6 protein-coding genes are annotated in these 14261 nt (G+C 63.3%); all 6 read left to right on the forward strand.

Translation table 11 applies throughout. The features are described 5' to 3' along the window. Positions 1 to 221 precede the first annotated feature (221 nt). The 6 genes from M5B96_RS20840 (at position 222) to M5B96_RS20865 (ending at position 14241) form a co-directional block, all read left to right on the forward strand. Entirely contained in the window at positions 222 to 2081 is a 1860-nt protein-coding gene (locus tag M5B96_RS20840; protein WP_248798863.1) for a DUF1302 domain-containing protein, read from the forward strand. Positions 2082 to 2111: 30 nt separating this feature from the next. Beyond that, complete coding sequence (locus tag M5B96_RS20845; RefSeq protein WP_248798865.1) at positions 2112 to 3476, forward strand: DUF1329 domain-containing protein; 1365 nt, start codon at positions 2112 to 2114, stop codon at positions 3474 to 3476. Between the two features lie 268 nt (positions 3477 to 3744). After that, positions 3745 to 6492 (forward strand): LuxR C-terminal-related transcriptional regulator, encoded by a 2748-nt coding sequence (locus M5B96_RS20850; RefSeq protein WP_248798866.1) that lies wholly within the window; start codon positions 3745 to 3747, stop codon positions 6490 to 6492. Positions 6493 to 6816: 324 nt separating this feature from the next. Further along, entirely contained in the window at positions 6817 to 8508 is a 1692-nt protein-coding gene (locus tag M5B96_RS20855; protein WP_248798868.1) for a putative bifunctional diguanylate cyclase/phosphodiesterase, read from the forward strand. 114 nt (positions 8509 to 8622) lie between these two features. After that, entirely contained in the window at positions 8623 to 12909 is a 4287-nt protein-coding gene (locus M5B96_RS20860; protein WP_248798870.1) for a CHASE domain-containing protein, read from the forward strand. Between the two features lie 42 nt (positions 12910 to 12951). Continuing rightward, the gene (locus M5B96_RS20865) at positions 12952 to 14241 is read left to right on the forward strand and encodes an MFS transporter (RefSeq protein WP_248798872.1); all 1290 of its coding nucleotides are present in this window, start codon (positions 12952 to 12954) and stop codon (positions 14239 to 14241) included. Positions 14242 to 14261: the final 20 nt, after the last annotated feature.

Consider the following 14261-nt stretch of genomic DNA (forward strand, 5'->3'; position numbering starts at 1 on the left):
ATTGTTTGTGCAGTGACCCCAGGGTGCAAATCACACTTTAGAGGGATCAAGCGGTACTACCTGCTGGCTATAGTCCGCTGACGGATTTTCAGGAGTGGGACTGGCAGGCGCTACGCCGCGCCGCCACTTCGGGCGATGGATGGGAGTGTCTGCTTCCCTTTCGTCCGGAGCGTTCCTGAAGGTACTCACTGCCAAAACAATAAAGCACATGGAGTATGTCGATGATCGAGTTAAACCCGTTCTGGCGCCGGGCGAAGTTGCCCTTGGCCGTCAGCCTCGCCTCTACGCTCGCCGGTCCCGCCTTTGGCGTCAGCTTCAATGTCGGTGAAATCGAGGGCAGCTTCGACTCGTCCCTGTCGCTGGGGGCCAGTTGGTCGACACAGAATCCCAACAAGAATCTGATCGGCGTCAACAATGGCGGCGCGGGGCTGTCGCAGACCTCGGATGACGGGCACCAGAACTTCAAGGCCGGCGACACCTTTTCGAAGATCTTCAAGGGGGTGCATGACCTTGAATTGAAATACGGTGATACCGGCGTGTTCGTGCGCGGCAAGTATTGGTACGACTTTGCCTTGCAGAACCAGGACCTCGACTTCAAGAACGTCAGCAACGACGGCCGTCAGGAAGGCGCCCGCTCTTCCGGTGCGGAGATCCTCGATGCCTTCGTCTATCACAACTACAGCATTGCCGACCTGCCGGGCACGGTGCGCCTGGGCAAACAGGTGGTGAGCTGGGGCGAAAGTACCTTTATCGGTGGCGGCATCAATTCGATCAACCCGATCGATGTATCCGCGTTCCGTCGTCCAGGGGCCGAGATCAAGGAGGGCCTGATTCCGGTCAACATGTTCTACATGAACCAGAGCCTCACCGATAACCTCTCGGCGGAAGGCTTCTACCAGATTGGCTGGGATTCGACGGTCACCGACAACTGCGGCACGTTTTTCTCGCAGTCGGACATTTCCTCGCATGGCTGTAACAATAACCTGCGGGTCTTGAGCTCGACTGCGACGATCAGTCCGGCCCAGCAAGCGGCGCTACGTCCGCTGGGTGTCGATATCAATGGCGAGGGTGTCCTGGTTCGCCGCTCGCCGGACCAGGATCCAAGCAGTGGCGGCCAGTTCGGCCTGGCCATGCATTACAACTTCGAGCCGCTGGATACCGAGTTCGGCGCCTATTTCATGAACTACCACAGTCGCGCGCCGATCTTCAGTGCCAAGGGCGCTTCCCAGGCGGTTTTCAATAGTGCTCCGTTCCTCGGTGCGGCGGCCCCCCTGGTGGTGGCGGGTAACTCCAGCTACTTCATGGAGTACCCGGAGAACATCCGCCTGTATGGCCTGAGCTTCTCCACCACCTTGCCCACCGGTACTGCCTGGAGCGGTGAGTTGAGTTATCGGCCGAATGCGCCGGTGCAGATCAGTACCACCGATATCCTCTATGCGGGTGTCACGCCATTGCCCGGCCTGGGCAATGCCTCGATCATCAAGGGCTCGCCGGGTCAGACGGTCAACGGCTATAACCGCAAGGAAATCACCCAGTTCCAGACCACCTTCACGCATTTCTTCGACCAGGTCATGGGCGCCAGCCGCCTGACCCTCGTCGGTGAAGCCGGGATCACCTATGTGGGCGGCCTGGAAAGCCGCGACAAGGTTCGCTACGGCCGCGACCCGGTCTATGGCCCTGGCACCTTGCCCAACGGTTTTTGCCCAACCCTCAATGGCAACACCATCGCTGGCGCGGGGGCCGGCGCGGACGCCAGCAACCGCAGCAGCAACTGCAATAACGACGGCTTCACCACCGCCACGTCCTGGGGCTATCGCGCCCGGGCCATCTGGGAATACCCGGATGTCTTCGCCGGGGTGAACCTCAAGCCCAACGTGGCCTGGTCCCATGACGTGAAAGGTTATTCGCCGGGTCCTGGCGGCAACTTCGAGCAGGGGCGCAAGGCCGTCAGCCTGGGCCTCGATGCCGAGTACCAGAACACCTACACCGCTAGCCTGAACTACACCAACTTCTTCGGTGGCGACTACAGCACGGTGGATGACCGTGACTTCGTGGCACTGAGCGTTGGCATGAACTTCTAAGACCGTTGCACTTGAAGGAATAACAACAAGATGAAAATCACCAAGAATCTGCTTCAGGTCGGTGTACTGGGATTGTCGTTGCTGGCCACCGGTGTGATGGCTGCGGTGTCCGCCGATGAAGCGGCGAAACTGGGCACGAGCCTGACCCCGATGGGCGCGGAAAAGGCCGGCAATGCCGCCGGCACCATCCCGGCCTGGGCGCCGATGGCGAAGACCATCGGTACTGCCGACAGCAAGGGCTTCCTCTCCGACCCGTACGCCAGTGAAAAGCCGCTGTTCATCATCACCGCGCAGAACGTCGAGCAATACAAGGACAAGCTGGCCCCCGGGCAATACGCGATGTTCAAGCGTTACCCGGAGACCTTCAAGATGCCGGTCTACCCGTCCCACCGTGGTGCCACCGTGCCGGATGAGGTGTTCGCGGCGATCAGGGAAAACGCTACCAAGACCAACCTGGTCAGCGGCGGCAACGGCCTGGAAAACTTCAGGACGGCCGTGCCGTTCCCGATCCCGAAAAGCGGCGTGGAAGTGATCTGGAACCACATCACCCGCTATCGCGGCGGCAGCGTGACCCGCCTGGTGACCCAGGCCACGCCCCAGGCCAATGGCTCGTACAGCCTGGTGTACTTCCAGGACCAGTTCGTCTTCCGTGACAAGATGAAGGACTACGATCCGGCCAACCCCGGCAATATTCTCTTCTACTTCAAGCAGAAAGTGACCGCGCCGGCACGCCTGGCCGGTGGCGTGCTGCTGGTCCACGAAACCCTCGACCAGGTCAAGGAACCACGTTCGGCCTGGGTCTACAATGCCGGCCAGCGCCGCGTGCGACGTGCCCCGCAGGTCTCCTATGACGGTCCGGGTACCGCCGCCGACGGCCTGCGCACCTCCGACAACCTGGACATGTACAACGGCGCGCCGGACCGCTACGACTGGAAGCTCGAAGGCAAGAAGGAGATGTACATCGCCTCCGACAGCTACAAGCTCGATTCGCCGCAACTCAAGTACGCCGACATCATCAAGGCCGGGCACATCAACCAGGACCTGGCGCGCTATGAGCTGCGCCGCGTCTGGCACGTGGTCGCGACCCTGAAGGAGGGCCAACGCCACATCTACGCCAAACGTGACTTCTATATCGACGAAGACACCTGGCAGGCGGCGGTGATCGACCATTACGACGGTCGCGGCCAGCTCTGGCGTGTCGCCGAGGCCCATGCCGAGAACTACTACGACAAGCAAGTGCCGTGGTACGCCCTGGAAACCCTCTACGACCTGCAGTCCGGCCGCTACCTGGCGTTGGGTATGAAGAACGAAGAGAAACAGGCGTATGACTTCGGCTTCACCGCCACCACCAGCGACTTCACCCCGGCCGCCTTGCGCCAGGACGGCGTTCGCTGACACTGTGGGAGCACCGCTCCCACAAAAGCTCTGCTCCTAAATAGGCATCGCTCTCACATGCAACCCGTTACAAGCGCAGGCCGCATCCTGCGTTGAAACGCCCCGGCTGATTCGGGGCGTTTTTTTGCCTGCGGGATTTGTATGGCTAAATATTTCAAGGTCGATGCTTTTCGACAAAATTAAGACAATAAGCCTTCAATATGACGCTTTTTACCGCTAGTCTGCGGACAGCTGCCTGCCGATAACAGTCCTTCAACAAGAGCCGGCCATGACTGATCTGTCCCGTATGCAAGGTCCCGTGGGCCAGGCCATACCTGCCCTGGAAGGACGCTTCTACCGTCCGCCACTGCCGGACGGCTATGTGTTGCGCCCGCGCCTGTGCGAACGTCTCGGCGCCGGGTTGCACGGTCGTCTGTTGCTGGTCAGCGCGCCGGCCGGTTTCGGCAAGAGTTCACTGGCGGTGGAGTTCTGCCAGAGCCTGCCCGGGCATTGGCAAAGCCTGTGGCTGGGGCTCAGTCCGCGGGACAATGATCCTGGGCGTTTCCTCGAACGCTTGCTCGCCGGCCTGCAACACTACTTTCCGGGCCTCGGCAGCCAGGCACTGGGGCTGTTGAAAATGCGCCAGCGCCATCAACCCTTCGCGTTCGAGGAGTGGCTGGATGGCCTGCTCGACGAACTGGCGCTGCACCTGTCCGGCACCACGCCATTGTTGCTGGTGCTCGACGACTACCATCTGGCCCAGGGACCGGTGCTGGATCGTTGCCTGCAGTTCTTCCTCAACCACCTGCCTGCCGGTCTGCTGGTGATGGTCACCAGCCGGCAGCGGCCGGAGTGGCACCTGGCGCGCCTGCGGTTGTCCCGGCAGTTGCTGGAACTGAGCGAGCAGGACCTGCGCCTGACCCACGACGAATCCCTGGACCTGTTCGAGCGCCACAGCAGTTCCTTGCGTGGCGAGGCGCTGAACACCCTGATCGAACGCAGCGAGGGCTGGGTGGCCGGCTTGCGCTTCTGGTTGCTGGCCGCCGCGCAGGCCAGCAGCGATACGGCGTTGCCCCAGGTCCTGCAAGGTGGCACCGGGCTGATTCGCGACTACCTGCTGGAAGAGGTGATCGACTGCCTGCCGCCCGAGGTCCAGGCCTTCCTCTACGATACCGCGCCCCAGGAGCGCTTTTGCGGCGAACTGTGCGATGCCATTCGCGAGTCCCATGACAGCGCGCGGATTCTCGGCTACCTGCAATCGCACCAGGTGTTCCTGGTACCGCTGGACGAACACGGCCACTGGTTCCGTTATCACCACCTGTTTTCCGATCTGCTGCGCAGCCGTCCGCCGAGCAATGCCCTGGTCCCGGCCGCCAGCCTGCACCTGCGGGCCTGCCGCTGGTTCAGTTCCCAGGGCCTGCTCGACGAGGCGGTGGAGCAGGCCCTGCGGGCCGGGCACCTGGATGTGGCGGCCAACCTGGTGCAGAACCTCTCGGAAGAGCAACTGCTGGCCGAGCAGAACGTCGGCATGTTGCTGCGCTGGAAAACCGACTTGCCCGATCGCCTGCTGGCCAGCACGCCACGTCTGATCGTGCTCTACGCCTGGGCCTTGGGCCTGGCCTGCCAACTGGATGCGGCCGAGGAGTTGGCCAGCCACTTGAGCCGTTTCCTGCCTGCGCCCTCGGCCACGGCGCAGAAGTCCATGCTCGCGCAATGGCTGGCCCTGAGCGGGATCATTGCCCGTGGCCGCGGCGATCGCCAGAAGACCCAGGACTATTGCGGCGAAGCCTTGCTCAGCCTGCCGCACAAGCGCTACGGCCAGCGCCTGGTGTGCCTGTCGACCCTGTCCAACCTGGCGATTGCCGACGGCGACCTGTGGCGCGCGCGTGGCCTGAATCGCGAGTCGCTGGAGCTGGCCCAACGGGTCGGCAACCCTTTGTTCGAAGCCTTGGCCCATTACGACCGGGCGCGAGTGCTCCAGGCCCGTGGCGAGGTCTTGCGCGCACTGGATGAGGTTCGCCAGGGCTTGCAGCGGCTGGAGGGTTTGCCCGCCCAACGGCTGTACGCCGCCCGCGCCCGGTTGACGCTGTACGAGGGGTACCTGCTGACCCTGCGCCTGCAACCCGAGGCCGGGCGCATTCGCCTGTTGGCGGGGCTCCACGAGGCGCGGGCCTGCCGTGATATCAGCGTTCTGGTGGGGCATTGCGTGATTGCCGGCCAGGAAGGGCGCGACGGCGAGTTCGCCAAGGCCTTTGCCGAGCTGGCCGAGGCCGAGCGCCTGATGCATATCTGGGATGTGCCGCCGATTTATTACCTGGCGATGATCACCCTGATGAAGTGCCAACTGTGGCTGGCCCAGGGTCGCATCGACCTCGCCGAAGCCTGGCTGGGGCGCCTGGAACAGACCTATAACGGCGATCAGCCGGCGGCGGCGCCGGAGTTCCACCCGCAATTGCCCCTGCATATCCAGCTGCAGCAGGCATTGCTCGAGGCGTTGCGGGGCAAACCCGCGGCGGCGCGGCAACGCCTGGCGAAACTGGTGGAGCAGGGCCAGGCCAGTGGCGGCCAACTGCTCAGCGTAATGGCCTGGAACCAGTGGGTGCTGGTGTTGCTGGCGACGTCCCGGGAGGCCGAAGCCCGGCCGCTGTTCGCCCATGCGGTGGAGGCCACCACCGGTGGCGCGTTGTTGCCGTTCCAGGCCCTGGCGAAGGCCCATCCGGAGTGGATGCGCGAGCAACTGTTGCAAGGTCCCGACACATCGTTGCGACAAAGCCTGCTGGCGTTGCTGCCGGTCCAGGCGGTACGCGAGACGGCGGAGCTGGCGCAGCCGGTCGAGAGTCTGAGCACCCGCGAACTGGCGGTCCTGCATTTGATCGCCCAGGGTTGTTCGAACCAGGAGATCAGCGATCAGTTGTTCATTTCCCTGCATACGGTGAAAACCCACGCCAGCCATATCAACAGCAAACTGGGGGTCGAACGGCGCACCCAGGCCGTGGCACGGGCGCAGGAGCTGGGATTGCTGGGCGATTCCCGCTGAGGGTGCGGTCGGGGCGGCATGCACCATGCAACCTGTATGAGCCGACTTGCCGGCGCTGGGGAGGATATCCAGCCCGTCATCTGTGCGTCGTGCATCGCAATCGCCAGCAAACCGGTTCCTACGGCTCCGTGTTGGTCTGGATGTCTACCGTTCGGCCAGCGATCTGCCGAAGAATCCGCGACGGGGTGGCTATGTGCTTTGCGTCAGCTATAACCAATAGACGTCTGCTCTCCCTTTTAACGCCGATGGGCGAGGGTGTGAGGGACGGGGGCCACGTCAGCGCTCTTTGGTCATGAATTACAAGGGAATTGCCGGGAGCAAGGAATGCGCGAGTCCACATTTAGCCCCGCTCCAGTCGTCCTGATCGTCGACGACCAAGCGACCGACGCGCTGATTCTCCGCGAGTCGGTGCGCGATCTGGCACAGGTGCATGTCGCTACCAGCGGCGAAGAAGCGCTGCGAGTGGCGCGTCAATGTCGTCCCGATGTGGTCCTGCTCGATATCGAGATGCCCGGCATGAACGGCTTCGAGGTCTGCAAGGCGCTGAAGGCCGACCCCAAGCTGTCCGACGCCGCGGTGATATTCGTCACCTCCCATGCCCAGGCTGACTACGAGCTCCAGGCCCTGGGTTACGGTGGCATCGACTTTATCCAGAAACCCCTGAATATCCCGGTGGCCAGGGCCCATATCAACGCCCATATCACCCTGCGCAACGAGGCCAAGCGCCTGGCCAACCATGACGCCCTGACCGGCTTGCCCAACCGCATGTTGTTGCAGGATCGTGCCGAGCAGGCGCTGAAAATGGCCCGGCGCAATCACGGGCGGTTGGCGATGCTGTTGCTGGACCTGGACAACTTCAAATCCATCAACGATTCCATGGGGCATTCGGTCGGCGACCAGATGCTCAAGTATGTGGCGACGCGTTTGTCGATGCTGCTGCGTGGCATGGATACCCTCAGTCGCCAGGGCGGCGACGAGTTCATCATCCTGTTGTCGGAGGTGGACGGTTTCGAGGCGGTGGGTGATTTTGCCGAGCAGGTGCTGACGGCCATTTCCAGCCCGTTTTCGTTGCAGGGCACGCGCTACGACCTGAGTGCCAGCATCGGCATCGGGGTATTCCCGGAAGACAGCGACGACCTCGAATCGCTCTACCGGCACGCCGACGCCGCGATGTATCAGGCCAAGCAGGCGGGGCGCAACCGCTACCTGTTCTTTTCTCCCGGTATCGAAAGCGGCATGCGTGCCCGCCACCTGCTTGAACGGCATATGCGCGCGGCCATCGAGGACGGGGTGTTCGAGGTGTTCTACCAGGCCAAGGTCGATGCCCGGGACCACCGTGTGGTCGGCATGGAGGCGCTGATCCGCTGGCGCGACGGCGACGGCAACCTGGTCTCGCCGGCGGACTTCATTCCCCTGGCCGAAGAAACCGGGTTGATCATCCCTATCGGCAAATACGTATTGCTCCAGGCCTGCAAGGACACCTGCAAACTCCACGAGCTGGGCCATCTGGTCTGTGTCAGCGTGAACATCAGTGCGGTGCAGTTTCGCGAAGAGTCGTTCCTCGGCATGGTCAAGGGCATCCTGCGTGACTCCGGCCTGGCGCCGCAATGGCTGGAGCTGGAAATCACCGAAGGGGTCCTGGCCCGGGACATCGACAATGCCCGCGAAACCCTGATGGCGCTCAAGGAACTGGGCGTGCACGTGGCCATCGACGATTTCGGCACGGGTTATTCGAGCCTGGCCTACCTCAAGCGTTTTCCCATCGATGTGCTGAAAATCGACCAGAGCTTCGTGCGCGACATGCTTCTCGACAAGAGCGACCTGGCCATCGTCGAGGCGATCATCAAGTTGGGGCAGGCACTGGGCCTTGAACTGGTGGCCGAAGGCGTGGAGACCCCGCAACAGGCCGCTCTCCTGCTGGAACAGGGGTGTCGGATCATGCAGGGCTATCTGTATTGTCGTCCGGTTCCGTTCAGCCAGATATGCTCCTTCCTGTCTTCATGGCCAACGGCATGAGGGCGGCAAGGCAAGTCGCCGAAGATCGACATCCCGGCCCAGGGATAGCCATATTGTTCAAGGGAGTCTGTGTTGAAACAAATTAGCCTGTCTGCGCTGAATGGGCGCGCTGCAATGATCCTGGCCCTTGGGCTGGTGGCGACTGTCGTGGGATGCCTGATCCTGCAGAACAGTAATGAGCAACGCACCCGCGAAGCCCTCGCGGTCACTGCCGAAACCGCGCTGCAGTCGGTGGTGACCCGGTTGCAGTTGTATCAGTACGGCTTGCGCGGTACCCGTGGCGCGATTATCACCGCCGGCGAAGATGGCATGACGCGGGAGATCTTCCATCGTTACAGCCAGATGCGCGACGTGCCCAGGGAGTTTCCCGGGGCCCGCGGGTTCGGCTTTGTTCGCCGGGTGCCGGCTCAGGAGCTGGATGCGTTTGTGCGGCGGGCCCGGGCCGATGGTGCGCCGAACTTCAGTATTCACCAGTTCGCCCCCCATGACGGCGACCTCTATGTGATCCAGTATCTGGAGCCGAACGCCGGCGACTCGGCGGCATTCGGCCTGGACATCGCCTCGGAGTCCGATCGGGCCGAGGCGGCCCGATCGGCCGCACGTTCGGGAGAGACGCGGCTCACCTCGCCGATCACGCTGGTGCAGTCGGTGGGCAATCCGGAACAGTCGTTCCTGATTCTGTTGCCGATCTACAAGAACGGTATTGTGCCGTCCACCGAGTCGGAGCGCGAAGCCGCGGTGGTTGGCTGGGGTTATGCGCCGTTGCTGATCGAGAGTGTGCTGAGCGGCCTGTTGCCGGAAAGCGAGGCCGTCAACCTGCGGCTCAGCGATATCACCGTGCCGGGGAATGCGGAGCAGTTCTACCAGACGACTTATAAGTCGGGGGCGCAACCGGCCGGCCTGATGAGCCATACCCTGGAGCGCGACATCTTCGGCCGGCGCTGGCAGGTCGAACTGGAGGCGTTGCCTCTGTTCGCCCAGCGCTTGCACCTGGTACCACCGACGCTGGTGTTTTTTCTCGGAGTCCTCGCGAGCGTGCTGCTGGCCGCGCTCGCCGCCATTGCCGGGATCAGTTCCCAGCGGCGTCTGCAGGTGATCGCCGAGCAGGCGCGGTTGGCCTCGATCGTCGAAGGTTCGGCGGACGCGATCATCGGCAAGACCCTGGACGGTGTCGTGACCAGCTGGAACAAAGGCGCGCAGAACCTGCTGGGCTTTAGCGCGGAGGAAGCGGTGGGCCAGCCGCTGGTGAAGCTGATCGTGCCGCCTGAGCTGGTCTCGGAAGATATCGAGATCCTGAAGGGGATCGCGACCGGCAGGGCGATTACCAATTTCGACACTCTGCGGCGCTGCAAGGATGGTCGCAGCATCCATGTTTCGGTGAACGTTTCACCCATCTGCGATGAAAGTGGCCGGGTGATCGGCGCGTCGAAGACTCTGCGTGATATCAGTGCGCAGAAGGCCGCCGAGGCGCGGATTCTCGAACTCAACTCCAGTCTCGAAGAGCAGGTGGCGGCGCGGACTTCGGAGCTGCGGCGGATCAACCTGTTGTTCAGCAGTGTGCTGCGTTCGGCCTCCGAGGTGTCGATCATCGCCACTGATCTGGAGGGGGTGATCAGTGTGTTCAACGAGGGTGCCGAGCATATGCTCGGTTATCGTGCCGAAGAAGTGCTGGGCAAGGCCACCCCGACGATCCTCCATGTCGCCCAGGAGCTCATCGATCGTGGGGTCGAGCTCAGCGCGGAGTATGCGCGGGTCATCGAGGGTTTCAGGGTCCTTGCTCACAAGCCGGAGTTCGAACATTCGGAAACCCGCGAGTGGACCTATGTGCGCAAGGATGGCTCCCATGTGCCGGTCAGCCTGGTGGTAACCGCCCTGCGCGACGACGAGGGGCAACTGAGTGGCTATCTGGGCATCGCTATCGATATCGCCCAGCGTAAGGCCGCCGAGCATCAACTGGAAGTGAGCCTGCAGGCCAGCCGGGTGATCCGCGACCAGTTGCTGATGGCCGCCGATGTGGCCGAGTTGGGCATCTGGACCTGGACCCTGGCGGACAACGGGTTGCAATGGAACGACCGGATGTTCGAGTTCTACAGCCAGCCGCTGAGCTTGCGCGATCACGGCCTGAACTATGCGCACTGGTATGAGCGGGTTCACCCTGAAGATGTCGAGGTGGCCGCGGCGCAGTTGGCGGCAGCCGTGGTCGGGGAGGGTGTGTATGACCCGATTTTCCGTGTGCAGGGGCCGGACGGGCGGATACGTTTCATCCAGGCCGGTGCCCAGGTCGAGCGTGATGCCCAGGGGCAGGCCCTGCGGGTGACCGGTATCAACCGCGATATCACCGCCCAGCGCGAGCTGGAGTCACACTTGCTGCGGGCCAAGAACCGGGCCGACAGCGCCAGTGCGGCGAAGTCGTTCTTCCTGGCCAATATGAGCCATGAAATCCGCACACCGATGAACGCGGTATTGGGAATGTTGCAGTTGGTCCAGCACACCGACCTCAATGCCCGCCAGCGTGACTACGTGGTCAAGGCCCAGACGGCGGCCACGTCACTGCTGGGCCTGCTCAACGACATCCTCGACTACTCCAAGATCGAGGCCGGCAAGCTGCGCCTGGACCCGCACCCCTTCGAGCTCGAACCGCTGATGCGCGACCTGGCGGTGGTATTGGCGGGCAACCAGGGCAGCAAGGAGGTCGAGGTGATGTTCGACCTCGACTCCGACCTGCCCGGCAGCCTGGTGGGCGACAGCCTGCGCTTGCAGCAGGTGTTGATCAACCTGGCCGGCAACGCCCTGAAGTTCACCCAGCAGGGCCAGGTGGTGGTCAGTATCCGGCAATTGCAGCGCTTGCCGGGCTCGGTGAAGATCCGGGTCGAGATTTGCGACACGGGCATCGGCATCAGTGCCGAACAGTTGCAGCGCGTGTTTGACGGCTTCACCCAGGCGGAAGCCTCGACCAGCCGCCGTTTCGGCGGTACCGGGCTGGGCCTGGTGATCTGCAAGCGGCTGGTCGGCCTGATGGGGGGGGAGTTACGGGTCGAGAGCGAGGTGGGGGTTGGCAGCCGGTTCTGGTTTGATATCAGCCTGGACGTGGCCCGCGAGGAAGCCCTGCGCCTTTCCTGTCCGGGTGTCGATTCGACCATGCGCCTGTTGGTGGCCGACGACAACTCCATGGCCTGTGAGCTGCTGTTGAGGACCGTGCGCTCCCTGGGCTGGACCGCCGACACGGTGAACGGCGGCACCCTGGCGGTCGAGAGCGTACGCAAGGCGCAAATGCGCGGCGAGCCCTACGACGTGGTGTTGATGGACTGGCGCATGCCCGACATGGACGGCCTCAGTGCCGCCCGCTTGATCAGCTTGCAGGAGCAGGCCGCGCCGCCGCCGATGGTGATCATGATTACCGCCTACGGGCGCGAAGTCCTGGCGGATGTACACCACGAGGGCGATGCGCCATTTGTGGGGTTCCTCACCAAACCGGTGACGCCGCGACAGTTGGCCGATGCGGTGCAGCGCGCCTTCAGCACCAGCGAGCCGCTGCCCGAGACCTTGCCCGGACCTGCCCGTCCCCGGCGCCTGGCCGGCTTGCGCTTGCTGGTGGTGGAGGACAATGCCCTCAACCGCCAGGTCGCCGACGAGCTGCTGAGGGGCGAGGGCGCCCAGGTCAGCCTGGCGGAAGGCGGGCTGGAGGGCGTCAGCCAGGTCATGTCGGCGTCGACCCCGTTCGATGCGGTGTTGATGGATATCCAGATGCCGGATATCGATGGCCTGGAGGCGACGCGACGAATTCGCCGCCATCCGCATTTTGCCCTGTTGCCGATCCTCGCGATGACCGCCAACGCCTCCAGCAGCGACCGTGAAGCCTGCATGGCGGCGGGTATGAACGATCATGTGAGCAAACCCATCGACCTCGAGCAACTGGTGCGGACATTGCGCGTCCAGACCGGGCGCGAGGCCCCGCAGCCACTGATGATGAGCGAGGTGCACGAGTATTCGAGCGATAGCGTGATCGAAGCGCGCGCTTCGATCATGAGCCGCTTCGGCGGCAATCTCGAACTGATCTGCACCGTTTTGTACAGCTTCGGTTCCGAACTGGAAAAGCAGCTGGCGTTGCTCCCGGCGCACCTGCAAGACCGTGATGGGCCGGCGGTGGCGGCGGTGCTGCATGCGATCAAGGGCAGCTCCGGCACCCTGGGGGCGCAGGCCTTGTCACTGCGCGCCAGTGCCTTGGAGCGTGAGCTGTTGTATGGTGATGCGGCGGCGGTCGGGCGTGTGCTGGAGGACCCGCAATGGTTGCCGGAGCTCAAGGAGCTGTTGGTGCGCAGTGTCGAGCAAATGAAGGCGGCGTTTGGGGCCGGGTATCGAGGGGATGCGTCCCGGGAGGCGGCTTCGGGGCCGTTCTCTTGAAACCGGGGTTGCATCTGTAGAGGGATTGGACCCGCATGTTCGATGAAACTGTTTAGGCCGCTGCTGCAGCGACCGGTGGCGTTGTTGTGGGGAGGGCTGGCGCTCTCGGCCATCGGCGATGAGCTGTTCGCGATCGCCGTGGCCTGGATGGCGGTGCAGGTCGCCGGCAGCGATGCCAGTTGGCTCGGGGCGTTACGCGGCGCCGCCGCGTTGGCGGGGGCGTTGCTGGGCGGGATCTGGGCCGAACGCTGGGATCATCGACGCACGATGATCGGTGCCGACCTGGTGCGCGCCGGGCTGGCCCTGATTCCGCTACTGGCCTGGGCGCTGGGCTGCATGAGCCTGTGGAGCCTGGCGGTGCCGGTCATGTTGATGATGATCGTCAACTCCCTGTTCGAACCGGCCTTGCGCGCCAGCCTGCCACGTCTTGCCGCGGCGCCGGAGCAGTTGCAGGCGCTCAACGCACTGTTCGACGCGATCATCCGGGTGGCGCGGGTGATCGGGCCGATGCTGGCGGCGGCCATCACCCTGCTGATTCCATTGCAGCAGCTGTTTACCCTCAATAGCCTGACGTTCCTGATCTCGGCCTGGGCGCTGATGAAGCTGGGCAAGGCATTGCCGCGGCAACCTATCAAGCTGACCAGCCGGCGTGCCGCCTTTACCGCCGGTTGGCTCAGCCTGGTGGGTCGGCGGCGGATGCAGGCGGTGTATGTGTGCGCCGGGTTGGGCAACGTCGCCTGGAGCCTGGGTATTTCCATCGGCATGGCGCTGGCCGTGGTCAAGTACGACATCCAGGGCTTCGGCGTGCACGGCTTTGCCGCCTATGGCCTGATCATGGCGGCCTATGGCGCGGGCAACCTGATCGGCATCTTTGTCGTCGGCAACCTGCAACTGCGCCGCCTGTATGGCGGTTTCAGTTTCGGCTCGGTGGTCAACGGCCTGGGCATCGCGATCATCGGTGCGGCGGTGCTGTACCTGCCGGCGGAGCACGTCCTGGCCGGTATGATGTTTGGCGCCGGGCTGGCCGCCCTTGGCGGTCCGGTGATCGATATCTCGTTTATCCTGCTGATTCAAACCACCTTCAGGCAGAGCGAAATCGCTGGTCTGGCCCGGCTGCGTTTTGCCGCGCTGGGGGCTTCGATCCTGATTGCCGGGGCTTGTGGCGCGGCGCTGTATGCCCGTTTCGAAGCGGGCACGGTTATCGCTGGTAGTGGGATTTTTGAAATCATCGCCGGTACCCTGGTGTTGCTCGTGCCCAATGGTAATGAGCACGCTGTTGCGAACAACGATGAATCCAGTCAGAGGGAGTATCGTCCCCGGCCGCAGGGATAAGCCGTTAACTTCACAGGAAT

Source organism: Pseudomonas sp. MWU13-2105 (genome assembly GCF_023242315.1).
Lineage (GTDB): Bacteria > Pseudomonadota > Gammaproteobacteria > Pseudomonadales > Pseudomonadaceae > Aquipseudomonas.